This is a genomic window from Enterobacter sp. JBIWA005, from assembly GCF_019968805.1.
GTDB classification, from domain to species: domain Bacteria; phylum Pseudomonadota; class Gammaproteobacteria; order Enterobacterales; family Enterobacteriaceae; genus Enterobacter; species Enterobacter vonholyi.
Genome location: NZ_CP074159.1, coordinates 710,667 through 736,797 on the forward strand (window position 1 = coordinate 710,667; position 26,131 = coordinate 736,797).

21 protein-coding genes and 1 riboswitch are annotated in these 26,131 nt (G+C 55.9%); of the genes, 7 read left to right on the forward strand and 14 right to left on the reverse strand.

Annotation, left to right across the window (positions count from 1 at the left end):
• Positions 1–116: 116 nt before the first annotated feature.
• From polB to araB, 4 genes are all read right to left on the reverse strand, one after another.
• Positions 117–2,474: a DNA polymerase II gene (gene polB, locus KGP22_RS03365; RefSeq protein ID WP_223581221.1), complete on the reverse strand. Its 2,358-nt coding sequence runs from the start codon at positions 2,472–2,474 to the stop codon at positions 117–119.
• A gap of 74 nt (positions 2,475–2,548) precedes the next feature.
• The gene (araD, locus tag KGP22_RS03370) at positions 2,549–3,244 is read right to left on the reverse strand and encodes an L-ribulose-5-phosphate 4-epimerase (RefSeq protein WP_223581223.1); all 696 of its coding nucleotides are present in this window, start codon (positions 3,242–3,244) and stop codon (positions 2,549–2,551) included.
• Between the two features lie 48 nt (positions 3,245–3,292).
• Complete coding sequence (gene araA, locus KGP22_RS03375) at positions 3,293–4,795, reverse strand: L-arabinose isomerase (RefSeq protein WP_032649842.1); 1,503 nt, start codon at positions 4,793–4,795, stop codon at positions 3,293–3,295.
• A 10-nt stretch (positions 4,796–4,805) separates the two neighbouring features.
• Complete coding sequence (gene araB / locus KGP22_RS03380) at positions 4,806–6,515, reverse strand: ribulokinase (protein WP_223581224.1); 1,710 nt, start codon at positions 6,513–6,515, stop codon at positions 4,806–4,808.
• Positions 6,516–6,852: 337 nt separating this feature from the next.
• Between araB and araC the strand changes: the two genes are divergently transcribed.
• Together araC and KGP22_RS03390 are read left to right on the forward strand one after the other, a co-directional pair.
• A complete protein-coding gene (gene araC / locus KGP22_RS03385; RefSeq protein ID WP_149367725.1) occupies positions 6,853–7,698 on the forward strand; it encodes an arabinose operon transcriptional regulator AraC in 846 nt (281 codons plus the stop codon).
• Between the two features lie 128 nt (positions 7,699–7,826).
• Positions 7,827–8,594, forward strand: coding sequence for a DedA family protein (locus KGP22_RS03390; RefSeq protein ID WP_111964056.1), 768 nt, complete (start codon positions 7,827–7,829; stop codon positions 8,592–8,594).
• 43 nt (positions 8,595–8,637) lie between these two features.
• On the opposite strand, the gene thiQ is transcribed toward KGP22_RS03390, so the two are convergent.
• The 4 genes from thiQ to sgrR all read right to left on the reverse strand — a co-directional run bounded on the left by thiQ (position 8,638) and on the right by sgrR (position 13,716).
• A complete protein-coding gene (gene thiQ, locus KGP22_RS03395; protein WP_149367724.1) occupies positions 8,638–9,339 on the reverse strand; it encodes a thiamine ABC transporter ATP-binding protein ThiQ in 702 nt (233 codons plus the stop codon).
• Positions 9,323–10,933, reverse strand: coding sequence for a thiamine/thiamine pyrophosphate ABC transporter permease ThiP (gene thiP / locus KGP22_RS03400; RefSeq protein WP_149367723.1), 1,611 nt, complete (start codon positions 10,931–10,933; stop codon positions 9,323–9,325). Before thiP ends, thiQ begins: the two co-directional genes overlap by 17 nt.
• Positions 10,909–11,892: a thiamine ABC transporter substrate binding subunit gene (thiB, locus tag KGP22_RS03405; protein WP_069303662.1), complete on the reverse strand. Its 984-nt coding sequence runs from the start codon at positions 11,890–11,892 to the stop codon at positions 10,909–10,911. Before thiB ends, thiP begins: the two co-directional genes overlap by 25 nt.
• A gap of 31 nt (positions 11,893–11,923) precedes the next feature.
• Positions 11,924–12,024: riboswitch (TPP riboswitch) on the reverse strand.
• Between the two features lie 36 nt (positions 12,025–12,060).
• Positions 12,061–13,716 carry an HTH-type transcriptional regulator SgrR gene (gene sgrR / locus KGP22_RS03410; RefSeq protein ID WP_111964052.1) on the reverse strand — a complete coding sequence of 552 codons (1,656 nt, stop codon included), beginning with the start codon at positions 13,714–13,716 and terminating at the stop codon, positions 12,061–12,063.
• A gap of 88 nt (positions 13,717–13,804) precedes the next feature.
• Between sgrR and sgrT the strand changes: the two genes are divergently transcribed.
• Complete coding sequence (gene sgrT, locus KGP22_RS03415) at positions 13,805–13,957, forward strand: glucose uptake inhibitor SgrT (protein ID WP_023334488.1); 153 nt, start codon at positions 13,805–13,807, stop codon at positions 13,955–13,957.
• A 119-nt stretch (positions 13,958–14,076) separates the two neighbouring features.
• Positions 14,077–15,255: a sugar efflux transporter gene (locus tag KGP22_RS03420; RefSeq protein WP_023334489.1), complete on the forward strand. Its 1,179-nt coding sequence runs from the start codon at positions 14,077–14,079 to the stop codon at positions 15,253–15,255.
• A gap of 48 nt (positions 15,256–15,303) precedes the next feature.
• Here the strand turns inward: KGP22_RS03420 and KGP22_RS03425 are convergent, their stop codons facing one another.
• From KGP22_RS03425 to leuA, 6 genes are all read right to left on the reverse strand, one after another.
• Positions 15,304–15,885 carry a cytochrome b/b6 domain-containing protein gene (locus KGP22_RS03425; RefSeq protein WP_111964050.1) on the reverse strand — a complete coding sequence of 194 codons (582 nt, stop codon included), beginning with the start codon at positions 15,883–15,885 and terminating at the stop codon, positions 15,304–15,306.
• A gap of 106 nt (positions 15,886–15,991) precedes the next feature.
• Positions 15,992–16,882: a cation diffusion facilitator family transporter gene (locus KGP22_RS03430; RefSeq protein ID WP_223581225.1), complete on the reverse strand. Its 891-nt coding sequence runs from the start codon at positions 16,880–16,882 to the stop codon at positions 15,992–15,994.
• 162 nt (positions 16,883–17,044) lie between these two features.
• On the reverse strand, positions 17,045–17,650 hold the full coding sequence (gene leuD / locus KGP22_RS03435) for a 3-isopropylmalate dehydratase small subunit (RefSeq protein WP_029741219.1): 606 nt from the start codon (positions 17,648–17,650) through the stop codon (positions 17,045–17,047).
• Between the two features lie 10 nt (positions 17,651–17,660).
• The gene (gene leuC, locus KGP22_RS03440) at positions 17,661–19,061 is read right to left on the reverse strand and encodes a 3-isopropylmalate dehydratase large subunit (protein ID WP_111964048.1); all 1,401 of its coding nucleotides are present in this window, start codon (positions 19,059–19,061) and stop codon (positions 17,661–17,663) included.
• Positions 19,062–19,063: 2 nt separating this feature from the next.
• Complete coding sequence (gene leuB, locus KGP22_RS03445) at positions 19,064–20,155, reverse strand: 3-isopropylmalate dehydrogenase (RefSeq protein ID WP_115876446.1); 1,092 nt, start codon at positions 20,153–20,155, stop codon at positions 19,064–19,066.
• Entirely contained in the window at positions 20,155–21,726 is a 1,572-nt protein-coding gene (gene leuA / locus KGP22_RS03450) for a 2-isopropylmalate synthase (RefSeq protein WP_023334495.1), read from the reverse strand. The genes leuB and leuA overlap by 1 nt, the downstream gene beginning before the upstream one ends.
• A 781-nt stretch (positions 21,727–22,507) precedes the next feature.
• Between leuA and leuO the strand changes: the two genes are divergently transcribed.
• The 3 genes from leuO to ilvN all read left to right on the forward strand — a co-directional run bounded on the left by leuO (position 22,508) and on the right by ilvN (position 26,051).
• A complete protein-coding gene (gene leuO, locus KGP22_RS03460; RefSeq protein ID WP_223582376.1) occupies positions 22,508–23,452 on the forward strand; it encodes a transcriptional regulator LeuO in 945 nt (314 codons plus the stop codon).
• Positions 23,453–23,833: 381 nt separating this feature from the next.
• Positions 23,834–25,558, forward strand: a complete 1,725-nt coding sequence (gene ilvI / locus KGP22_RS03465) for an acetolactate synthase 3 large subunit (RefSeq protein WP_223581226.1) — start codon at positions 23,834–23,836, stop codon at positions 25,556–25,558.
• Between the two features lies 1 nt (position 25,559).
• Positions 25,560–26,051, forward strand: coding sequence for an acetolactate synthase small subunit (ilvN, locus tag KGP22_RS03470; RefSeq protein ID WP_223581231.1), 492 nt, complete (start codon positions 25,560–25,562; stop codon positions 26,049–26,051).
• Positions 26,052–26,131 lie beyond the last annotated feature (80 nt).

The window sequence follows — 26,131 nt, forward strand, 5'->3', positions numbered from 1 at the left end:
CTAATCTTTAATTGCAGGCAATAGTTCGACTACCGTCAGAAAAAACGGTCATCGAAAAATGGGTCCGGGAATGGAAAGGGCGCTATGGTACTGGATGGCAGCCATTTCGTCACGCGTCAAAATAGGCCAAGTTGCCCTGTAACCAGTGTAGCAAAATCATCGTCGATGAAGGGCAAAATTCCGTCGGCAACCGGCTGAAGCTGACGCGTCAGATAGTGTTCATAATCCAGAGGCGAGTGCTGATAATCCACCGGTTCCGGGCCGTTAATCGTCCAGACGTATTTGATGGTCCCCCGGTTCTGATACTGCGGCGCGCGGCCGCGGCGGACGTTTTCTTCATCTGCCAGACGCGCGGCGCGGACGTGCGGAGGAACGTTACGCTGGTACTCCGCCAGCGGACGGCGCAGGCGCTTGCGGTACACCAGCTGCGCGTCAAGTTCGCCCGCCATCAGGCTGGCTATCGTCTCGCGCACGTAGTCCTGATACGGCTCATTGCGGAACACCCGCAGATAAAGCGTCTGCTGGAACTGCTGCGCCAGCGGCGTCCAGTCGGTACGTACCGTCTCCAGCCCTTTAAAGACCATCCGCTGCGCGTCGCCTTCCTGAATTAGCCCGGCGTAGCGCTTCTTGCTGCCCTGATCGGTACCGCGAATGGTGGGCATTAAAAAGCGGGCAAAATGGGTTTCAAATTCAAGCTCCAGCGCGCTGGTTAAGCGCGCTTTCTGCAGATGTTCCTGCCACCAGTCGTTCACGAAGGTAACCAGCGCTTTGCAGATTTGCGCGGCATCGTCTTCGGAATGCGCACCCTTAAGCCATACAAAGGTGGAGTCCGTGTCGCCGTAGATGACGTCATAGCCCCGGGACTCAATCAGCGCTTTGGTCTGGCGCATGATCTCGTGTCCGCGCATGGTGATCGACGACGCCAGACGCGGGTCAAAGAAGCGGCAGGCGCTGGTGCCCAGCACGCCGTAAAAGGCGTTCATGATGATTTTCAGCGCCTGCGATAGCGGCTTGTTGCCGTGGCGCTTGGCCTCATCTCGGCCGTGCCAGATGTTTCCCACTATCTCAGGCAGACAGTGCTTTTCCCGCGAGAAGCGTGCGCCGAGGAAGCCTTCGGTGCTGTGTTCATCATCCGGCTGGGCCAGGCCTTCCACCAGCCCGACGGGGTCGATCAGGAAGGTGCGAATTATCGACGGGTAGAGGCTTTTGTAGTCCAGCACCAGAACGGAGTCATACAATCCTGGTCGGGAGTCCATGACATATCCGCCGGGGCTGGCCTGCGGCGGCACGTCCCCAAGGTTGGGAGCGACGTATCCTGCCCGGTGCATTCGGGGAAAATAGAGGTGGCTAAAGGCGGCAACCGATCCACCATGCCTGTCGACCGCAAGGCCGTTCACCGTCGCGCGCTCCAGCAGGAACGGCATAATCTCGGTTTTGTGGAATATCTGCGTGACCAGCTCGCAGTCTTTCAGGTTATAGGTGGCGAGCGCGGGCTTGTCTTCGTTAAAGCGCCGGTCAATCTCGTCCATTCTGTCCCAGGGGTTGTCGATGGATTTACCTTCGCCAAGCAGCTCCTGCGCCACCGCTTCGAGGGAGAATGAAGAGAAGTTCCAGAAGGCGGATTTCAGCGCCTCAATGCCGTCGATAATCAGGCGACCGTTCGCCTGTGCGAAGAAGACGCCGTTCTTAAAACCGTGCTCGCGCCATTCCAGCTCGCTGTTGCCGCGCCCGAGCATCAGCGGAATGCGGTAACGCTCGGCGTGCTTTTGCAGCACGCGCAGATCGAACTGCACCACGTTCCAGCCGATCAGGACGTCGGGATCGTAGTCGGCAAACCACTGGTTAAGCTTCTCCAGCAGCTGCGGGCGGCTGTTGACGTACTCAAGCCGGAAATCCAGCGCGGAGGCATTACCATTCGGCGGCCCGAGCATATAGACAACCCGATCGCCGCAGCCTTCCAGACCAATGCAGTACAGTTCGCCGTGGCGGGTGGTTTCGATATCCAGTGATACCCACTTCAGCGGCGGGCGGTAGTGCGGGTTCGGCTTCAGCCGCGCGTTAACGAGGCTGCCGTTATGCGCGATGCCGTCCACCCAGACGGGCGCGGTAATAAACCGCTCCATCAGAAAGCGTTCCGGTGGGCGGATATCCGCTTCGTAGAGCGTCACGTCTGCTTCGCGCAGCAGTTTTTCATAGCGCATCAGCTGACGATGGGCGCGACAGTAGAGGCCATAAACCGGCTGACGGTGGAAATCTTTCAGCTCAAGCGGAGTGATACGCCAGCCGTTTTCGCCGCGCAGCAGCTCTTTCACTTTTTCGACGTGCGCTTCCGGAATAAAAGCCACGGATTCCTGCGGGGGGAGCGTAACGTGCAGCGGACCGTTTTCCGTCGCCAGCCAGAACGCGACCTCAGTGCCCTGAGGGGTATCCCGCCAGTGTCGGGTCAGTAAAAAGCCTTCTTGCACCTGCGCCACGCCGTTATCCCAGAAAACAAAACCAGGCCTGATTATAGCCTGGTTAAGATTTTAATGCTGGGTTTATATACAGTTTACTGCCCGTAGTAGGCCTTCGCGCCGTGCTTGCGCAGGTAATGCTTATCCAGCAGGGTTTGCTGCATATCCGGCAGCTGCGGCGCCAGCTGTCGACAGAAGATCCCCATATAGGCGATCTCTTCAAGCACGATGGCGTTATGCACCGCGTCTTCTGCGTTTTTCCCCCAGGCAAACGGGCCGTGGGAGTGCACCAGCACGCCGGGCATTTGCGCCGCGTCGATTCCCCGTTTTTCGAAGGTTTCAACGATCACGTTGCCGGTTTCCCACTCATACTCGCCGTTGATTTCTGCATCGGTCATCAGACGCGTGCAGGGAATGGTGCCGTAAAAGTAATCCGCGTGGGTGGTGCCGGTCGCCGGGATGGGCTGACCCGCCTGCGCCCAGATGGTGGCGTGGCGCGAATGGGTATGCACGATACCGCCGATGGGCGGGAATGAGCGGTACAGCAGGCGGTGGGTCGGCGTATCGGAGGACGGTTTTTTGTTTCCTTCCACCACTTCACCTGTTTCGATGCTGACCACGACCATATCCTCTGCGGTCATCACCGTGTAATCCACGCCCGAAGGCTTGATCACGAATACCCCTTTTTCCCGGTCAACGGCGCTGACGTTGCCCCAGGTGAGTGTCACCAGGTTATGCTTTGGCAGCGCCAGGTTGGCTTCAAGTACCTGACGTTTGAGATCTTCTAACATGGTTGTCTCCCTGCCCGGCGAGCGCAGCGCCACCGGGCATTACGTGCTTTAGCGTTTTGAACCGTAATAGACTTCGTTCCAGCGCAGCGCGTCCTTGAAGGCGGGCAGGCGGGTATCATTATCAATGACGGTCAGTTCGATATCGTGCAGCTCGGCAAACTGACGCATGTCGTTCAGATCCAGCGCGTGGCTGAAGACGGTGTGGTGCGCGCCACCTGCGAGGATCCAGGCTTCTGACGCGGTCGGCAGATCCGGCTGTGCTTTCCACAGGGCGTTGGCGACCGGCAGTTTCGGTAGAGAATGTGGGGTTTCAACCGCATCGACGCAGTTCACCAGCAGGCGGAAACGATCGCCGAGATCGATCAGGCTGGCGTTGATGGCCGGGCCCGTGCGGGTGTTGAAGATCAGACGCGCCGGATCGGCTTTACCGCCAATACCGAGGTACTGCACGTCCAGGATTGGTTTTTCCTCTACCGCGATGGAAGGGCAGACTTCCAGCATGTGCGAGCCGAGCACCAGGTCGTTGCCGTTTTCGAAGTGGTAGGTGTAGTCCTCCATAAAGGAGGTGCCGCCCTGCAGACCGGTCGACATCACCTTCATGATGCGAAGCAGAGCGGCAGTTTTCCAGTCGCCCTCGCCCGCAAAGCCGTAGCCCTGCTGCATCAGACGTTGTACCGCCAGGCCCGGAAGCTGTTTCAGGCCGTGGAGGTCTTCAAAGGTGGTGGTAAAGGCGTGGAAGCCGCCCTGTTCCAGGAAGCGCTTCATGCCCAGCTCGATGCGCGCCGCGTCCAGCACGTTCTGGCGCTTGTCGCCGTTGATTTGTGCCGCAGGCGTCAGGCGGTAGCTGCTTTCGTATTCGTCCACCAGCGCGCTCACGTCGCCATCGCTGATTTCATTCACCACCTGCACCAGGTCGCCCACGGCCCAGGTATTCACGGAGAAGCCGAACTTGATCTGCGCGGCCACTTTGTCGCCGTCGGTGACCGCCACTTCACGCATGTTGTCGCCGAAACGCACCACTTTCAGGTGGCGGGTATCCTGCTTAGAGACTGCCTGGCGCATCCAGGAGCCGATACGTTGTTGCGCTTTGCCATCCTGCCAGTGGCCAGTCACGACCGCATGCTGCTGACGCATACGCGCGCCGATGAAGCCAAACTCGCGGCCGCCGTGCGCGGTCTGGTTCAGGTTCATAAAGTCCATGTCGATGCTGTCCCACGGCAGGGAGGCGTTGAACTGGGTGTGGAACTGCAGCAGCGGTTTGTTGAGGATAGACAGGCCGTTGATCCACATTTTTGCGGGGGAGAAGGTGTGCAGCCACACCACCAGACCGGCGCATTTATCGTCGTAGTTGGCGTCGCGGCAGATGTGAGTGATTTCGTCCGGCGTTGTGCCCAGCGGTTTCAGCACCAGTTTGCACGGCAGCTTGGCTTCCGCATTCAGCGCGTTAACGACGTGCTCCGCGTGTTTTGTCACCTGCTGCAGCGCTTCCGGTCCGTACAGATGCTGGCTGCCAATCACAAACCACACTTCATAGTTATTAAAAATGGTCATCATCGTGTCCTTAATGGGTCAGGGTTGCCGTAGTGTCCGCGGTGCTTTTGGCCGGGGCGGCGACAGGGAGATAGTGAAGTTCGGCGCTTTTTGCCCATTGCTGGTAGCGCTGATAAAGCTGTTCAAAGCGTTGTGCCTGCTCGGCACGCGGCTGGAGCGTATTTTCGACGGCGCTCGCCATATGCTGCTGAGCGGTCGGGATATCCGCATGGACGCCTGCGGCCACGGCGGCGAAAATCGCCGCGCCCAGCGCGCAGCACTGATCGGAGGCCACAATCTGCAGCGGACGGTTCAGCACGTCGCAGCAGGCCTGCATGATCACCGAGTTTTTACGGGCAATACCACCCAGCGCCATCACGTTATTCACGCCGATACCCTGCCCGGTGAAGCACTCCATAATCGCGCGGGCGCCGAAGGCCGTTGCGGCAATCAGGCCGCCGAACAGCGCAGGCGCGTCGGTCGCCAGGTTGAGATCGGTAATCACCCCTTTCAGACGCTGGTTGGCGAACGGCGTACGACGGCCGTTAAACCAGTCCAGCACCACCGGGAGGTGATCGAGAGAAGGATTTTTTGCCCAGGCTTCGGTGAGCTGCGGCAGGAGCTGCTTTTTGCTCTCGGCTATCCGTGTTTTCAGTTCAGGATGCGCCGCCGCCAGCTGGTCCAACGGCCAGCCCAGCACGCGGCCAAACCAGGCGTAGATATCGCCAAACGCGGACTGACCGGCTTCCAGGCCGATGAAGTCCGGCACCACGCTGCCGTCAACCTGTCCGCAGATGCCTTTCACCGCGCGGTCGCCGACGGTGGCTTTATCCGCCGTCAGGATGTCGCAGGTGGAAGTCCCGATGACTTTGACCAGCGTGTTTGGCTGTGCGCCCGCGCCCACGGCGCCCATATGGCAGTCAAAGGCGCCGCCGGAGATCGCCACGTTCTGCGGCAGACCGAGGCGCGTCGCCCACTCTTCGCAGAGGGTGCCGACGGGAACATCGGCGGTGAAGGTGTCGGTAAACAGCGGGTATGTCAGCCTCTTGTTGATAATCGGGTCGAGTTCATCAAAGAACGCGGCAGGCGGCAGGCCGCCCCAGCTTTCATGCCACAGGGATTTATGCCCGGCGCTGCAGCGACCGCGGCGGATATCCTGCGGGCGGGTGGTGCCGGAGAGCAGGGCAGGCACCCAGTCGCACAGTTCAACCCATGACGCGGCAGCCTGCGCAACGGAGTCGTCGGCACGGGTGACGTGGAGGATCTTGGCCCAGAACCATTCGCTGGAGTAAATCCCGCCGATGTAGCGCGAGTAGTCTGTTTTGCCGGGCTGATGGCATAAGCGCGTAATGGCTTCGGCCTCTTCCACGGCGGTGTGGTCTTTCCACAGCACGAACATGGCGTTCGGGTTGTCGGCAAACTCCGGGCGCAGCGCCAGCACGCGTCCTTCGGCATCCACAGGGGCTGGCGTGGAGCCGGTGCTGTCGACGCCAATCCCCACAATCTCAGCTCGCTGGGCGTCAGTCAGTTCGGCCAGGACGGTTTTGATCGCCGCTTCCATCGACTCGATATAGTCACGCGGGTGGTGGCGGAACTGGTTGTTCGGCGCATCACAGTAGCGCCCCTCTTGCCAGCGCGGGTACCACTCAACGCTGGTTGCTATCTCCTGGCCGGACGTACAGTCCACTGCCAGCGCGCGAACCGAATCGCTGCCAAAATCGAGGCCAATCGCAATTGCCATGGTGTTGCTCCATCGAAAAAACAGGTATGGAAGAACATTAGAGACTGGGGGAAAAAGTCGTCAGGCAGGATCCGCTAATCTTATGGACTAAATTGCTGTTACAACGGAAAGTGTGACGCCGTGCAAATATTCAATGTGGACATTTCTGCCGCACTTATAGACACTTTTGTTACTGGTTATCTGCTTGCTCTGGCGAAGAAATCAGGGGGAAAGGCTGAAACATGGCGGACGTAAAAGCGGCGTGATGCTTTTTAGATCTTTACGCGGGCCATTTTTAAGCTGCTTTTAGTGATATGGACAATTGGTTTCCTTCAGGACCCTTGGGAGAACTGAATCTATGGCCGAAACGCAAAACGATCCCCTGCTGCCGGGATACTCGTTTAACGCGCACCTTGTGGCGGGACTGACCCCTATCGAGGCTGAGGGATATCTCGATTTTTACGTCGACCGACCGCTTGGGATGAAAGGGTATATCCTCAACCTCACCGTGCGAGGGGAAGGAATCATCAAGAACGGTGACCAGCAGTTTGTCTGCCGCCCAGGGGATATCCTGCTGTTCCCGCCGGGTGAGATCCACCACTATGGCCGTCATCCTGAGGCCAAAGAGTGGTATCACCAGTGGGTTTACTTCCGTCCGCGCGCCTACTGGCAGGAGTGGCTTTCCTGGCCAGCAATTTTTGCGCACACCGGTTTTTATCGCCCGGACGAGGTTCATCTTGCGCAGTTTCGCGAGCTTTTTGCCCAGATTATCGAGGCGGGGCAGGCCGGTGGTCGCTATGCCGAACTGCTGGCGATAAACCTCCTTGAACAGCTGCTGCTGCGACGGATGGAGGCGATTAACGAGTCGCTTAACCCGCCGCTGGATAACCGCGTGCGCGACGCCTGCCAGTACATCAGCGACCACCTGGCCGATAGCCAGTTTGATATCGCCAGCGTTGCTCAGCACGTCTGCCTGTCGCCGTCGCGGCTGTCGCATCTGTTCCGCCAGCAGCTGGGCGTCAGCGTATTGAGCTGGCGTGAAGATCAGCGCATCAGCCAGGCGAAACTGTTGCTCAGCACCACCCGGATGCCCATCGCCACCGTGGGACGCAACGTAGGCTTTGAGGATCAGCTCTATTTCTCCCGCGTATTTAAAAAATGTACCGGTGCCAGTCCGAGTGAATTCCGCGCGGGATGTGAATAATCGGTAAAAAAAGATAAACAAACAGGTGAATGCGGAAAGCAACCTGTAAACTATTCAGACAATTGTTGCCTTGACGCGGTGCGGGGCGCTAAGCAGAATCGCTGATTCGTTTTCTGACCGGAATAGTTATGCAGGCATTGCTGGAACACTTTATTACCCAGTCCGTTATGTACTCGCTCATCGCCGTGGCGCTGGTGGCGTTTCTGGAGTCGCTGGCGCTCGTCGGGTTAATCCTGCCCGGCACCGTAATGATGGCAGGGCTTGGTGCGCTGATTGGCAGCGGCGAGGTTAATTTCTGGCAGGCGTGGCTCGCCGGGATTATCGGCTGCCTGCTCGGCGACTGGATCTCCTTCTGGCTGGGCTGGCGCTTTAAGAAGCCGCTGCACCGCTGGTCGTTCATGAAAAAGAACAAAGCCTTGCTGGATAAAACCGAGCATGCGCTGCATCAGCACAGCATGTTTACCATCCTCGTCGGGCGCTTTGTCGGGCCAACGCGTCCGCTGGTGCCAATGGTGGCCGGGATGCTGGATCTGCCCGTCGCGAAATTCGTGGTGCCGAACATTATCGGCTGCGTCTTCTGGCCGCCGTTCTACTTCCTGCCGGGGATCCTCGCGGGTGCTGCCATTGATATTCCGGACGGGATGCAAAGCGGTGAGTTTAAGTGGCTGCTGCTGGGCACGGCGCTGCTGCTGTGGCTGGCGGTCTGGCTCTGCTGGCGACTGTGGCGCAGCGCTAAAGCCAGTGTCGATCGCCTGACGCGCTACCTCCCGCGTACTCGCCTGCTCTGGCTGGCTCCGCTGACGCTGGGTGTGGCTGCGGTAGCCCTGGTCGCGCTGATTCGTCACCCGCTGATGCCGGTGTACGGCGAAATTCTGCTGAAGGTGGTGAGCCGTTAATGTTTATTCCCTCTCCCTGTGGGAAAGGGTCAGGGTGAGGGCATCAGACGGCACGAATGCCCAACAGTGAAGACGCCCCCGCTTTACCACTCAGCAGCTCTTCCGTCTTCCCATCCCACGCAATTCGCCCTTCGGCAACCACCACCGATCGCGGCGCAATCCGTGCTGCATCCTCAATACTGTGCGAAACCATCAGCATCGTCAGCTGCTGACGCTGGCAGACCTCCTGCACCAGGGCGAGCATCTCCTGACGCAGCGCGGGATCGAGCGCCGAGAAGGGCTCATCCAGCAGCAGAAGCGGCTGCTCGCGCACCAGACAACGCGCCAGCGCCACGCGCTGACGCTGGCCGCCGGAGAGCTCGCCCGGCAGCCTGTCGATGAATTCAGCGATCCCCATCTGTGCGGCAATCACTTCAAGTTTTTCGCGTTGGGCATCGTTCAGCCTGAGCCCCGGATGCATTCCCAGCGCGATGTTTTGCCGCACCGTCAGATGGGTAAACAGGTTGTTTTCCTGAAACAGCATCGACACAGGACGTTTAGCCGGAGGGGCGTTGGTGAAATCACGATTATCGATGGCTATCGACCCGCTGGCAGGTTGCAGAAAGCCGGCGATCAAATTGAGCAAGGTGCTTTTCCCGGCACCGCTTGGGCCAAGCACCGCAATCCGCTCGCCCTGCTGAACGGAGAGTGTGAAGCGCATCGGCAGATGCTGATAGAGCCAGGTTACATCAGTCAGTTTTAACATCACGCCCCGGGAGTTTTTCGATAACGGTAAATAAGGCAAAGCACAGCAGCAGCAGTAACAGCGCGGTAACCGCGCCATCCTGACTGCGGTAAGAGCCGATTTGCTGATAAAGCCAGTACGGAAGCGTGCGGAAATCGTCATTGCCGAACAGCGCCACGACGCCAAAGTCTCCAATAGAGAGCACGCAGGCAAACGCCAGCGCCTGCGCCAGCGGGCGTTTTAGCGCGCGCAGTTCGACTACCTTCAGCCGCTGCCAGCCCTGCATCCCCAGCGACTGGCACAGCAAACCGTAGCGGCTGTTGACGTCGCGCATCGGGTTTTCCAGCACCTTGAGCGCGTAGGGGATGGCCATTAAGGCGTTGGTGAAAATCACAATGCCATCTGCCCTTTCCGGCAGGCCGAAGGTGCTGTTAAACAGTAAAAAGAAGCCCGTTGCCAGCACGATGCCCGGCATCGCCAGGATCAGCATGCCCGTCAGCTCCAGCATTTGTCCGGCTTTTTGCGCCTGGCGGGCGTAGAGCTCACGGCTGCTCCACAGCAGCATCATGGTCAGGAGGACGCACAGTAATCCGGCAGCGAGGGCGATACGCAGCGAGGTCCAGGTGGCTTGCCAGAGAACGGGCTGTTGCAGGACGGACCCGAGATTGAGGTTCAATCCGTCAACAATAACGGCCATCAGCGGCGGCAGCAGTAGCAGAAGCGCCAGCGCGATCAGGATAAAATCACTGACGCGGCTGTGCAGGCTGTCCTGCGGATCGCGCCAGCCGGTTATTTGATGACTGCCAGCGGGAATGGCTTTACTCAGCCGCTGGCTCAACAGCACCAGCGCAAGACAGCACGCCATCTGCACCATCGCCAGCAGCGCGGCGCGACCGGGATCGTAGTCGTAACTCAGCGCCTGGTAAATCGCCAGCTCAATGGTGGTGGCCTGCGGCCCGCCGCCGAGTGACAGCACGGTGGCAAAGCTGGCAAAGCAGAGCATAAAGATTAACGCCGCCACGGGCGGGAGCTGGCGGCGAAGCCACGGCCATTCGACAAAGCGGAAGAACGACACGCCGCGCATGCCGAGCTGGGCGGCAATCTGACGCTGTTCGCCGGGAATATTTTCCAGCGCCTGCAAAAAGAGGCGCGTTGCCATCGGCATATTGAAAAATACGTGCGCCAGCAGAATGCCCTGCAGTCCGTAAGGCGAGAATGACCATTCCAGGCCAAGCTGACCGAACAGTGAAGACAGCCAGCCCTGGCGACCGTAAACGCTTAGAATACCAAATACCGCCACCAGCACGGGCAGGATCAGCGTCATGGCGCACAGGCGCAGCAGGGCCTGCCTGCCGGGAAATCGCCGTCGATACAGAGCGCGTGCCAGAAAAATAGCCGGGATCACCGACAGCAGGGCAGAAAGAGACGCCTGCCAGAAGGAGAACCGGATAACGTGCCAGAGGTAGCTGTCGTGCCAGAGGGCGAGCAGGTCGCTCCCTGGCGCGTTAAACCACAATGCAAGAAAAGCCCCCAGGCTGACCGCTACCATCACGGCGGCGGCGAGCAGCCCGGGAAGTAACCAGCCGGGAATCAACGGCTGACGGCGCGTTGCCATTCGCTTACCCATGCGGCACGCTGCGCGGCGACCTGCTGAGGCGTAAACTCCAGCGAGGTTTTCGGTTTGGTCAACTGCTCGAAACCTGCAGGCAGCGCAACGTTAGTAACCGGATACATCCAGTTGCCCGCTGGAATGGCGTTCTGGAACGCCGGTGAAACCATAAACTTCAGGAACTTCTCGGCCAGCTCCGGCTGTTTGCTGGCAGCGGTACGCGCGGCCACTTCCACCTGCAGATAGTGCCCTTCTGCAAAATCTGCGGCTGCATAGTTGTCTTTCTTCTCGGCGATAATGTGGTAGGCCGGGGAGGTGGTGTAGCTCAGCACCAGGTCGCTTTCGCCTTTGAGGAACAGGCCGTAGGCTTCGCTCCAGCCTTTGGTCACGGTGACGGTTTTAGCGGCCAGCTTCTGCCATGCTTCCGGTGCTTTATCCCCGTAGACCTTTTGCATCCATAGCAGCAGGCCCAGGCCCGGCGTGCTGGTCCGCGGATCTTCGTAAATTACGCGCCACTTCTGATCGCTTTCGACCAGCTCTTTCAGGCTCTTCGGCGGGTTTTTCAGCTTATTTTTGTCGTAAACAAAAGCAAAGTAGCCATAGTCGAACGGCACAAAGGTGTCGTTCTTCCAGCCGCCCGGCACGTTAACGGCATCTGCCGCGACGCCGCTTTTGGCAAACAGTTTGGTTTGCGAGGCGGCTTCCAGCAGGTTGTTATCCAGCCCGAGCACCACGTCGGCTTTACTGTTTTTACCTTCCATGCGCAGACGGTTGAGCAGCGACACGCCATCTTCAAGCGCCACGAACTTTAGCTCGCAGTTGCAGTCCGCTTCAAAGGCTTTTTTGACAACCGGGCCAGGACCCCAGTCGGCAGAGAAGGAGTCGTAGGTGTAGACCGTCAGGACGGGCTTGGCAAAAGCAGGCAGCGCGAACAGCGCCAGCAGGGGGAGAACTTTTTTTAACACTTTGCACCTCAGGGTTGAGTGGCAAAGGATTTTGAGCGACAGCCTCAAATCCCTTCGCCGGCGTTATCCGGATCAGGTTCGACGGGTATTATCTCAGCGCACATCTGTGATGCAGCACCCCGTTGAGAACGGCGCTATTGTAATGATTTGGTGAATATTACGAAAGCGTTATGGCTCCGGGGGCGCAAACCAGGCGGATTTAAAATCAAACCAGCCCAGAGTGTTCATCCGCAGGCCGCGCATGCTGCGCTGGCCCTGAATCATCAGCCAGTGGTGGATCAGCGGGACGATCGCCTGCTCGGCCAGCAGCTGCTGGCACCAAACGGCAAGGTTCATCTCGCCCGATCGCCACAGGGCGGCGTCCTGCTGCCAGTCCCGATCGATGCAGTGCTGGATCAGCGGTACTTCATACAGATGTGAAAATAATGAAAAATCGAGCGGCAGGGTAAAATTAGCGCTGTTGAGCCAGATATCGCTGGCGATCTCTCCCTGATGCCATTCGTCATAGTCCACTTCTCTTACCTCTAACTTGACCCCCTCGGCTGCCAGCAGGCGGGTCATGATCCTCGCGATAAAACGATGCTCCACGTGCTCGCGGTAGTAGGTCAGGGTGATGGACTCCAGCCCTGCGGGTTTGTCGCAGTGCGACGGCCGGGCGTGGTGCCAGCGCGGAAGCAGGCCGTAGGCCGGAAACCAGTATGTCTGGTACTGCTCTTCCGCATGGTAGATCAGATTGGAAGGGGACAGCACGTGGCTGATCCACTTGCGGACGCCCTGGTTTGCCCCGCGGTGGGTACGGCGGTCAAACAGGAGATAGTAGCATCCTTCCTCCAGGCGGCTCTCCACGGCCTTTTCTCCGGTGGTGGGGCCTTCAAGCGTCAGACCGCAGCTCAGGTCTTCATTGAGATCAGGCAATACCCACACGTTCACTTCGTCGATCAGCGCCCGATAGCCAAAGTAGTCATCGAACGCACGGATTTTCAGCTGGTTGCTGTTATTGCGGGACACGGAGTAGGGCCCGGTGCCAATCGGCAGGCTGGCAAAATTGTTCAATGATTCCCACTCGCCGGGCAAAATCATCGACGGTACATAGCCCAGCAGCCAGGGAAGCCACTTGTCCTGCTGCGACAGCTCAATGTCCAGCGTCCAGGCCGTGGGGGAGTGGATGCGCGAAATATGCGAGTAGAGCGGCAGCCTGCGGGCGCGTTCCAGAGAGGCGATGACGTCGTGCATCTCCAGCTCGCGACCGTGGTGAAAGTGGATGCCGGGGCGTAAGAAGAAGCGCCAGTGGCGCGGGGAAAGCTGCTGCCAGTGGTGCGCAATATCCGCCTCCAGTTCCCCGTTTTCCTCATTTATGCGCGTCAGGCCGCTGAAGATTTGTCGGGCCATGTGGGTTTCCGAGCGGCGTAACGCCGTGCCGGGCAACAGATTTTTCATCGGACGGTAGTAGAGCACCCGAAGAATGTGTCGGCCCTGACGAAAGCTGCGTCCGAGATGGGAGACCAGCATCTGGCGCACGGCGGCCTTGTCGCCCACCAGCTGGACCAGCTGATCGATGCGGTCCTGTTCGAGCAGATCTTCTGCGCGCTGCTGCTGCAACGCCAGTCCGGTATACAGGAAGGTCAGCCGCGAACGTTTGCCGCGTCCCGCTTCCGCTTCCCAGCTTAACCACCCCTGCTGCTGCATGGTGTTGAGTAGCGTGCGCATATGACGGCGGGAACAGCTAAGCAGGTCCGCCAGCTCGTTGAGCGTGGTCTCCTGCGATTGTCCCTCGCAGCACTGCCAGAGGCGGATAAACTGTTGTTGCAGACGACCGGAAGGCATAAAAGGGGAACTCCTGACAAAAAACCAGCAATTTATTTATCCCTATATTAGGCCAATAATTCTCCTCGATGAAGCGAGGAGGTAAATTATGAAGAGGTCTACCGCACGTCAGTTTTATCAGCAGTACTTTTCAGCGACAAAAGGATCGTCCTGGCTGGCCCGCCGGTGTGCAGAGCAACGGCTGAAAACGTTAGAAGAATTGATGCAGTGGGACGTTACGACACCGACCTCTTCCCGCTAACTCGCCTCGATCATGTGTGACTGAGTATTGGTGCTTATCACCCGCCAGCAAAATGTTTTTGCTGGCTTTTTTCGTTTACTATTCACCCAATTTCGATTCGCTTTAACAAGGACTTGCGCATGCTGTGGTTGATGACGATGGGGCGACGCCTGAACGGCGTGTATGCCGCTTTTATGCTGGTGGCCTTTATGATGGGCGTGGCGGGGGCGCTTCAGGCGCCGACGCTGAGCCTGTTTCTCAGCCGCGAGGTGGGGGCTCAGCCGTTTTGGGTCGGCCTGTTTTATACCGTCAATGCCATTGCCGGGATCCTGGTCAGCCTCGCGCTGGCGAAACGATCGGACAGCCAGGGCGATCGCCGCAAGCTGATCCTCTTTTGCTGCGCCATGGCCGTGGGTAACGCGCTGCTCTTTGCCTTCAATCGTCATTATCTGACGCTCATTACCTGCGGCGTGCTGCTGGCGTCGCTGGCGAACACCGCTATGCCGCAGCTGTTTGCCCTGGCCCGTGAATATGCGGATAACTCCGCGCGGGAAGTGGTGATGTTCAGCTCGGTGATGCGTGCCCAGCTCTCGCTGGCGTGGGTCATTGGTCCGCCGCTGGCCTTTATGCTGGCGTTGAACTATGGCTTTACCACCATGTTCTCCATTGCGGCAGGGATTTTTGTCATCAGCCTGGTGCTGATAGCCTTCGCACTGCCGTCCGTGGCCCGCGTCGAACAGGCGACGGATAAACCTGTTACCCAGGTGAGCGGCTGGCAGGACAAGAACGTCCGCATGTTGTTTATTGCCTCGACGCTGATGTGGACCTGCAACACCATGTACATTATTGATATGCCGCTGTGGATCAGCAGCGATCTGGGCTTACCGGACAAGCTCGCAGGGATCTTAATGGGAACCGCCGCCGGGCTGGAAATTCCGGCGATGATTCTGGCGGGCTATTACGTTAAGCGCTTTGGAAAGCGTCGGATGATGATCGTCGCCGTGGCGGCCGGGGTACTGTTCTACGCGGGGTTGATCCTTTTCCATTCGCGTGAAGCGTTGCTGGCGCTGCAGCTGTTTAACGCCGTGTTTATTGGAATTGTTGCCGGGATCGGCATGCTCTGGTTCCAGGATCTGATGCCCGGCCGTGCAGGCTCGGCAACGACGCTTTTTACCAACAGTATTTCAACCGGCGTGATCCTGGCGGGCGTGATTCAGGGGGCGCTGGCGCAAAGCTATGGCCATGCGTCGGTCTACTGGATGATTGCGGCGCTATCCGTCGTGACGCTCCTGCTGACCTGCCGCGTAAAAGACGTGTGATCGGATGAGTGAAACGGAGCCCGGGAGCACCGGGCTCTGCGAACCGTTTTATTCGGAATACTGATATTTACGCTGCGCGCGTAGCGTCAGGTACATATGAACGAGGCCCATGAAACCGTGTGCCCAGAAATATGTCTCAATAAAAACTGTCAGGAATTTATGCAAATCTAAGACGGATTCCGTGACGGACGAAACCGGCCCAAGCGTGGCGTTCAGCACGAACCAGGCCGCGCCGCAGAGTGCAACGCCCAGCAGCGCCAGCACACCCAGACCTTGCACCGTTGCCGCCATACCGCCAGCATGCGCGTCAGGTAATTGACGCTGCGCGAGGGTGCGAATATCTTCAACGATTCCACGAAAATCCAGCGCCAGCCAGGCGTAGTAATACTTAAATCCGCGCTGGGTTAACATCCATGCCATCATGGCAATACCACAAAAAATTAAACCAAACCCTGAGATAACATGGATCCAGGTGACAATTCCGTTCAGTCCGGATTCGTGGAGGGCCTCGCTTTCGGTGAAATTAGAATTGATAATTTGGGCCAGCACCAGTATGGCTACAAGAATGTGCAGTACGCGAAGAAAAGGCGTTTCTTTATGGGGAAGCGTATTACGTAGCGTTGGGTTCATCGCTTTTTACCTCAATAATGAGAGAGCTGATGCGATGCAGTGTGACGCAGATTAATTAACGAAACCTTAACGATGAGTAGCGTCACACTGTATTTATGCGTTCCGATTAGTGGGCAGGATCAATATGCGTCATCACGTTCAGCACATTGAATTTTTGCATCACGTTGTTTCTGGCATTGACGGCAATCTGATGCCCTTCTTTTACGCTTAATTTGCCGTTCACTTCCAGATGGACATCGACAAGGGCTAAATCGCCCATCTTGCGGGTTTTTAAATCATGGAGTCCGGTGACGCCTTCGGTTGAGAGAAGACACGTTTTGATATCGTGCTCCAGCCCGGGTTCAAGCGAACGGTCCATCAGGTCGTGCAGGGCATCGGCAGAGAATTTGTAACCCATATGGACGATGAACACTCCGACAATCAGGGCCGCAATCAGGTCCATTGCGTGAAAACCCACTAAATTCCCGGCAATACCGATGGCGACAACCACTGACGACGCTGCGTCAGAACGGGCATGCCAGGCATTGGCTATCAGCAGCGAGGACTGAATACGTTTTCCCGTGGCAAACATGTATCTGAACAGACTCTCCTTCACCACCAGCGCCAGTATCGCCACCCACAAAGCGGCCCCTTTTACTATCTGATGCGTCTCGGGATTAAGCAGTTTATTGCCAGCGGACCAGAGCATCCCGACCCCCACGAGCAGCAGAATAGCGCCAATAATAAGCTTTGCACCGTTTTCGAAACGCAGATGACCGTAATGATGATCGATATCAGAGGCTTTCTGACTCTTTTTATTCGCAATCAGAACGACAAAGTCAGAAGATAAATCGGAAAGAGAATGAATCCCATCAGCAATTAATCCCTGTGAACCGGAGAATATTCCTGCAACTATCTGAAAGCAGGTGAGTAAAATATTTATTATCACGCTTACTAATGTGCATTTGTGTATTTCCCGAGAACGGATATGAGACTCATTGCCATTTTTCTTTTTCATGATAATTTCCGCTACCAACTGATTGAGCGATTATTCTGCGCAGGGAACATTAAATTGACGTTAAATATAACGTCATTATTGGCTGGGTTTGGGAATATTTACACAAGGAGGGCGGGTATTGGGATAAAACTCGGCCTGCAGAGTGCACTGCAGGCCGGAGGATTACTTCATAAATGCAGGTTGTTTGTTTTCGTAAGTGGCAATCGCCGCTTCGTGCTGGAGAGTTAAACCTATGCTGTCCAGACCGTTCAGCATGCAGTGACGGCGGAACGCATCAATGCTGAAGCTGTAGGTTTTATCCCCGGCTTTCACCACTTCCGCTTCCAGATCCACTTCAAACGAAATACCCGGATTCGCCTTAACCAGCGCGAACAACTCATCGACCTGTTCATCACTCAACGTCACCGGCAGCAGCTGGTTGTTGAAGCTGTTACCGTAAAAAATATCCGCGAAGCTTGGGGCGATGACCACTTTGAAGCCGTAATCGGTGAGCGCCCACGGAGCGTGTTCGCGGGATGAGCCGCAGCCAAAGTTTTCTCGGGCCAGTAAAATGGATGCGCCTTTGTACTCCGGGAAGTTCAGAACGAATTCCGGATTAGGCACTTCGCCTTTGTCGTCCAGGAAACGCCAGTCGTTGAACAGGTGCGCGCCAAAGCCGGTACGCGTCACCTTCTGCAGAAACTGTTTGGGAATAATAGCGTCAGTATCGACGTTAGCGGCGTCCAGCGGGACAACCCGGCCCGTATGTTGGGTAAATTTCTCTGCCATGATTGTCTCCTTATTTCAGGCTGCGAATATCGGCGAAATGGCCGGTGACTGCCGCAGCGGCGGCCATTGCCGGGCTGACCAGATGGGTACGCCCACCGCGGCCCTGACGGCCTTCAAAGTTACGGTTGCTGGTGGAGGCGCAGCGCTCACCCGGGTTCAGACGATCGTTATTCATGGCCAGACACATGGAGCAGCCAGGCAGGCGCCACTCGAAGCCCGCTTCGATAAAGATCTTATCCAGACCTTCGGCTTCCGCCTGGGCTTTCACCGGACCAGAGCCTGGAACCACCAGCGCCTGCACGCCCGGCGCGACTTTACGGCCTTTGGCAATCTCTGCCGCCGCGCGCAAATCTTCGATACGGGAGTTAGTGCAAGAACCGATAAAGACTTTATCAATGGTCACGTCGGTCAACGGCACGCCGGGCTTCAGCCCCATATAGGCCAGCGCTTTTTCCGCACTGGCGCGCTCGACCGGATCGGCAAAGGAAGCAGGATCTGGAATGGAGTCGTTGACGGAAATCACCTGACCCGGGTTGGTCCCCCAGGTCACCTGCGGCGCAATCTCTTCTGCCTGCAGCGTGACAACGGTATCAAACGTCGCCCCATCGTCGGTTTTCAGGGTTTTCCAGTATGCTACCGCGTCGTCAAAATCCTGACCTTTCGGCGCGTGCAGACGGCCCTTCACATAGTTGAAGGTCGTTTCATCTGGCGCGACCAGACCGGCTTTGGCGCCCATCTCAATGGCCATGTTGCACAGGGTCATGCGGCCCTCCATGCTCAGCGCCTGGATAGCGTCTCCGCAGAACTCAACGACGTGGCCTGTACCGCCTGCGCTGCCGGTTTTACCGATAATCGCCAGCACGATATCTTTCGCGGTAATGCCAGGAGCCGCTTTGCCCTTCACTTCAATCTTCATCGTTTTGGCGCGGCCCTGCTTCAGGGTCTGCGTCGCCAGAACGTGTTCAACCTCAGAAGTGCCAATCCCGAACGCCAGAGCGCCAAACGCGCCGTGTGTCGCGGTATGGGAGTCACCGCAGACGATGGTCATGCCCGGCAGGGTGATCCCTTGCTCAGGCCCCATCACGTGGACGATGCCCTGATAAGGATGGTTCAGGTCGTACAGCTCAACGCCAAATTCTTTACAGTTCTTAATCAGCTCCTGCATCTGGATACGCGCCATCTCACCCGAGGCATTAATGTCTTTGGTCTGGGTGGAAACGTTGTGATCCATCGTCGCGAAGGTTTTACCCGGCTGACGTACCGGACGCTTGTGCGCGCGCAGGCCGTCAAATGCCTGAGGAGAGGTCACTTCGTGTACCAGATGACGGTCAATGTACAGCAGCGGGGTTTCGTTTGGTGCCTCGTAAACAACGTGCGCATCAAACAACTTTTCATATAACGTTTTAGCCATGATTACACCCCTTCAGCGACATAGCGGGCAATGATGTCGCCCATTTCATCGGTACTGACTGCCGCCGTGCCGCGTGCTAAATCGCCGGTACGGACGCCTTCTTCTAACGCCCGGTTAATGGCGTGTTCAATTGCGGTTGCTGCATCGTCTGCATCCAGGCTGTAGCGCAGCAGCAGGGCCAGGGAGAGGATCTGCGCAATCGGGTTAGCGATGTTTTTACCCGCGATATCCGGTGCAGAACCGCCTGCCGGTTCATACAGACCAAAGCCTTCTTCATTCAGGCTTGCGGATGGCAGCATCCCCATGGAGCCGGTGATCATTGCGCACTCGTCAGAGAGAATATCGCCGAACAGGTTGGAGCACAGCAGCACGTCAAACTGGGACGGATCCTTAATCAGCTGCATGGTCGCGTTATCGATGTACATGTGCGACAGCGTGACGTCCGGGTACTGCTTAGCGACTTCACTGACGATCTCGCGCCACAGAATGGAAGATTGCAGCACGTTCGCTTTGTCAATGGAGGTCACTTTATGGCGACGTTTACGCGCAGACTCAAAGGCGATATGGGCGATACGTTCAATTTCGAAACGGTGATACACCTCGGTGTCGAACGCTTTTTCGTGTTGTCCGCTGCCTTCGCGTCCTTTTGGCTGACCGAAATAGATTCCGCCGGTCAGTTCACGCACGCACAGAATGTCGAATCCGTTGGCGGCGATATCCGCGCGCAGCGGGCAGAACTCTTCCAGACCCTGATACAGCTTCGCCGGACGCAGGTTGCTGAACAGCTTGAAGTGTTTACGCAGCGGCAGCAGCGCGCCGCGCTCTGGCTGCTCTGCTGGCGGCAGGTGTTCCCATTTTGGACCACCGACGGAACCAAACAGCACGGCATCGGCATTTTCACAGCCTTCCACGGTCGCTTTTGGCAGTGGCGTACCGTGGTTATCAATCGCAATACCGCCCACATCGTAGTGGCTGGTGGTGATTTTCATCGCAAAACGCGCGCGAACGGCTTCCAGTACTTTCAGCGCCTGTGCCATCACTTCCGGGCCAATACCGTCACCCGGCAACACAGCAATATGGTAATTCTTCGACATTACACGGTTTCCTTGTTGTTCTCTTTATTCTGAGCTTTGCGTTGCAACTCTTTTTCGACTTCGGCGGCGCGCCAGATGTTGTTCAGAACATGCACCATCGCCTTCGCGGAGGATTCAACGATATCTGTCGCCAGGCCCACGCCATGGAAGCGGCGGCCGTTGTAATTAACCACGATATCTACCTGACCCAGCGCATCTTTGCCGTGGCCCTTGGCCGTCAGGTCATATTTGACCAGCTCAACGTCGTACTCGGTGACGCGATTAATCGCCTGGTAAATCGCATCGACAGGGCCGTTACCGTTAGCTGCCTCTGCTTTAATTTCATCTCCGCAGGCCAGCTTGACCGAGGCGGTAGCGATGTCGCTGGAGCCGGACTGCACGTTAAAGTAATCCAGACGGAAGTGCTCCGGCTCTTCCTGCTGTTTGTTGATAAAGGCCAGTGCTTCCAGGTCGTAGTCGAAGACCTGGCCTTTTTTGTCGGCCAGCTTCAGGAACGCGTCATACAGCTGATCCATGTTGTAATCGCTGTCCTTATAACCCATCTCTTCCATACGGTGCTTAACCGCCGCACGGCCGGAACGGGAGGTCAGGTTCAACTGGACCTGGTTCAGACCGATGGATTCCGGGGTCATGATTTCGTAGTTTTCACGGTTCTTCAGCACGCCATCCTGGTGAATACCGGAAGAGTGTGCGAAGGCGCCAGTGCCGACAATCGCTTTGTTAGCCGGAATGGGCATGTTGCAAATCTGGCTGACGGTCTGGCTGGTGCGCCAGATTTCGTTGTGATTGATGCGGGTGTGCACGTCCATGATGTCTTTGCGCACTTTGATCGCCATGATCACTTCTTCCAGAGAACAGTTGCCCGCACGTTCGCCGATGCCGTTCATCGCGCCTTCAACCTGACGTGCCCCGGCGTGGACGGCGGCGATGGCATTGCCCACGGCCAGACCCAAATCATCGTGGGTGTGGACGGAGATAATTGCCTTATCAATATTTGGTACGCGGTCATACAGGCCGGTGATGATGTTGGAGAACTCAAACGGCATGGTGTAGCCGACGGTGTCCGGAATGTTGATGGTTTTCGCGCCCGCGTTGATCGCGGCTTCGACGACGCGCGCCAGGTCTTCGATTGGCGTACGACCCGCATCTTCACAGGAGAATTCAACGTCATCGGTATAGTTGCGTGCGCGCTTAACCATATAGACCGCACGCTCAATCACCTCATCCAGCGTGCTGCGCAGCTTGGTTGCGATGTGCATAGGAGAGGTCGCAATGAAGGTGTGAATACGGAACGCTTCAGCCACCTTCAATGACTCAGCGGCAACGTCGATATCTTTCTCTACGCAGCGCGCCAGGGCACACACGCGGCTGTTTTTAATGGTGCGGGCGATAGTCTGGACGGATTCGAAATCACCGGGAGACGAGACAGGGAAACCGACCTCCATCACGTCGACACCCATACGTTCGAGAGCCAGCGCGATCTGCAGTTTCTCTTTAACACTCAGGCTTGCCTGTAATGCCTGTTCACCGTCACGTAAAGTAGTATCGAAAATAATGACTTGCTGGCTCATGGGTTAGGTCCTTGTCAGTCTTAGGGCGCCTTGCTACGAGCATAAAAAAACCCGCGCAGTGGCGCGGGTTTTTAGTCTTACTGGTGACGATTCAACGCTGAATTTCGCCCGCCAGTCTACCGCGCACAGTGGATGCGTTTAGTAGTAGTAGACCGGTGAAACGAATGGTGCGTGTCATGAATCGTGCTCCGTTAAATTCAATATACTTTTAGTGGTACTGGATACGGCTGTTCATGTCAACCCCTGATGATGAAAACGGGCCCGACAGACTGAATCAATAGGCTATTCACTTTAGCTAATTGTGCTGGTTTTAGCTTTTTCGAACCGACTAATTGTCTAATTTTGGACTTAAGAAAAGAGTTGCAGAAACAAATAAATTAATTTTTTTAAAAATGAGTGAAATGTGTTGAAGAGGATGCTTAGAGCTTAAAGATTTTTAATATCATAAAGTTATAAATGAAGTGGATCTATTCCAGAACACTGAAAAACGAGCTGAGATAACAGATTGTTAACTAACTGTAGGGTGATAGCAATAATAGTTTAATCATACTTAAGTCATCATTAACCTGTCGGCAATTGTATATTTGTTTGGTTTATGGTTTCATTCAGTTCCTGAAGTCAAACATATCATTTTCGCTGATTAATGTTTGTTAATATAAAGTCTTTATATATTCTGAATTTTAAATAATTCTCTTTCGCTGATCGTATTTGCATGATAATGCACCTTTAAGGTTATTATCGTGCGTTGGCAAAGGAGTGTAGCGTGACAGTGGAGTCAGAAGTGGCAGAAAATAATATTAAAAAACCTCAAGTTGCTGATGGGATTAAACCGCAGTTACGCACGGTGGATCTTAATCTTCTGACGGTTTTTGATGCGGTCATGCAGGAACAGAATATCACCCGTGCAGCCCAATCGTTGGGGATGTCACAACCTGCTGTGAGTAATGCCGTTGCCAGGCTTAAGCTCATGTTTAACGACGAATTATTTGTCCGCTACGGGAGGGGGATCCAGCCTACGGCGCGCGCATTCCAGCTATTCGGCTCCATTCGTCAGGCGTTGCAACTGGTCCAAAATGAGCTGCCGGGATCGGGGTTTGAACCCTTAAGCAGCGAGCGCGTATTCCATCTTTGTGTCTGTAGCCCATTAGATAATTATTTAACGTCAATTATTTATAATAAAGTTGAAGAAATCGCACCAAATATCAATCTTGTTTTTAAATCATCCTTGAATCAAAACACGGAACATCAGTTACGCTATCAGGAGATCGAATTTGTTCTGGGGTATGAAGAGTTCCGTCGCCCGGAATTTTCCTGTGTGCCGCTGTTTAAAGATGAAATGGTTCTGGTCGCCAGCAAAAAACACCCACGTCTGAATTCTCCGATGCGAGAAAACGATGTTTATAACGAGCAGCATGCCGTTGTTGCACTCGACAGATATGCTTCTTTTAGCCTGCCGTGGTATGACACTGCGGATAAACAGGCGAGCGTGGCTTATCAGGGCATGGCTATGGTCAGCGTATTAAACGTGGTGTCCCAGACCCAGCTGGTGGCGATTGCGCCGCGCTGGCTGGCAGAAGAGTTTTCTGACCCTTTAAATCTGCAAATTTTGCCTCTGCCACTCAAGCTAAATAGCCGTACCTGTTATCTTTCCTGGCATGAAGCGGCGGGGCGAGATAAAGGACATCAGTGGATGGAAGAGTTGCTGGTGGGCATCTGCCGCCGGTAAAACGCATCAGGATAAATCGCATCGGATTGTGTGATTTATCCTGGTTTTTTTTAGATAATTGATATTTTGTTCTGTTGTTCTTTTTTTGGAGCTGCTCTCCGGCTCGCAAAAATAGATGATTTCCTGCATTGCCGCGCTTTTCAGTGATGATTTATCACCCCATCCTCTATTCCCAGAGTATTTAACCATATCCTCTGCTAACAGCTGCTTTTTCTGCTTTACGCACCGTTTATCTCTCCGGGTTTGCTAATTGCCTGCCTCATAACGAGCGGTTAAGGTAAAGAACACTCTGCAAAATATAAGATTGGTTTCTCCCAATCGTAAGACGGTGCGGAAATGAATTCGGCATTCCGTCTATAACAATATGCCTGGAGGCAAACCATGGAGATGTTGTCTGGCGCGGAAATGGTCGTTCGGTCACTGATCGATCAGGGCGTAAAGCAAGTGTTCGGCTACCCTGGTGGTGCAGTTCTCGATATTTATGATGCGCTGCACACGGTAGGGGGCATTGACCATGTTCTGGTACGTCACGAGCAGGCGGCGGTACACATGGCTGACGGTCTGGCGCGGGCGACGGGTGAAGTGGGCGTGGTGTTAGTCACTTCCGGCCCCGGCGCGACAAACGCCATTACCGGCATTGCGACAGCGTATATGGACTCTATCCCGCTGGTGATCCTCTCCGGGCAGGTAGCAACCTCACTGATCGGTTACGATGCGTTTCAGGAGTGCGACATGGTCGGGATTTCGCGTCCCGTTGTGAAGCACAGCTTCCTGGTCAAGCAAACGGAAGACATTCCTGGCGTACTGAAGAAAGCTTTCTGGCTGGCGGCGAGCGGACGCCCGGGACCAGTGGTGGTCGATCTGCCTAAAGATATCCTCAACCCGGCAAACAAGCTGCCTTATGTCTGGCCGGAAGCTGTCAGCATGCGCTCTTATAACCCCACAACGCAGGGGCACAAAGGTCAGATCAAGCGAGCGTTGCAAACGCTTCTGGCAGCCAAAAAACCGGTGGTCTATGTCGGTGGCGGGGCGATCAACGCTGCCTGTGAAGTCCAGCTTCGTGAACTGATTGAAAAACTCAACCTTCCCGTTGCATCGTCGCTGATGGGGCTGGGGGCGTTCCCCGCAACCCATCGTCAGGCGCTGGGTATGCTGGGCATGCACGGTACCTATGAAGCCAACATGACGATGCACCATTCCGATGTGATTTTTGCCGTCGGCGTGCGGTTTGACGATCGCACCACCAATAACCTGGCGAAGTACTGCCCTAACGCCACCGTACTGCATATTGATATCGATCCAACGTCAATTTCAAAAACGGTATCGGCTGATGTTCCTATCGTCGGTGATGCCCGGCAGGTTCTGGAGCAAATGCTGGATCTGCTGGCCCATGAGAGTGCAACCCAGCCGCTGGATGAGATCCGCGACTGGTGGCAGCAGATTGAACAGTGGCGCGCGCGTCAGTGCCTGAAATATGACACACAAAGTGAAAATATTAAGCCGCAGGCGGTCATTGAAGCGGTGTGGCGACTGACGAAAGGTGAGGCGTACGTAACCTCAGATGTGGGGCAGCATCAGATGTTTGCCGCCCTGTATTACCCGTTTGATAAGCCGCGACACTGGATCAACTCCGGTGGTTTAGGAACAATGGGCTTTGGTCTGCCTGCCGCGTTGGGCGTGAAGCTGGCGTTGCCGAATGAAACCGTCGTCTGCGTAACGGGGGACGGCAGTATTCAGATGAACATTCAGGAGCTGTCTACTGCGCTGCAATATGAATTGCCGGTACTGGTGCTGAACCTGAATAACGGTTATCTCGGTATGGTGAAGCAGTGGCAGGATATGATCTACTCTGGCCGTCACTCTCAATCCTACATGAAATCGCTGCCGGATTTTGTTCGCCTTGCTGAAGCTTACGGCCATGTTGGCATGCGGGTGACCGATCCGGCAGAGCTGGAAACAAAGCTCGCGCAAGCGCTTGAGCACGTTAAAAACAACCGCCTCGTCTTTATGGATGTGATTGTTGATGGGACCGAGCACGTTTATCCGATGCATATTCGTGGAGGTGGTATGGATGAAATGTGGTTAAGCAAAACGGAGAGAACCTGATATGCGCCGGATATTATCGGTTTTACTGGAAAATGAGTCTGGCGCACTGTCGCGCGTCATTGGCCTTTTTGCCCAGCGCGGCTATAACATTGAAAGCCTGACCGTTGCCCCGACGGAAGACCCAACGCTGTCGCGCATGACGATTCAAACCGTTGGCGATGAGAAAGTGCTTGAGCAAATTGAAAAACAGCTGCATAAGCTGGTTGATGTGCTGCGCGTGAGCGAGCTGGGGCAGGGGGCCTACGTTGAACGTGAGGTCATGCTGGTGAAAATCCAGGCCAGCGGCTACGGGCGTGAAGAAGTTAAACGCAATGCGGATATTTTCCGCGGACAAATTATCGACGTCACGCCTTCTCTTTATACGGTTCAGCTGGTCGGGACAAGCGACAAGCTGGATGCTTTTCTCGCGTCCGTGCGGGATGTTGCAAAAATTGTCGAGGTCGCGAGATCGGGTGTAGTGGGTCTGTCACGCGGCGAGAAAATCATGCGTTAGTTATCAAAAAGGTTCGCCTCTTTCTGCCCGGTCACCAAAGCCGGGCTTTTTTTTGCGTAATCAGCCGACAACGCAGATAA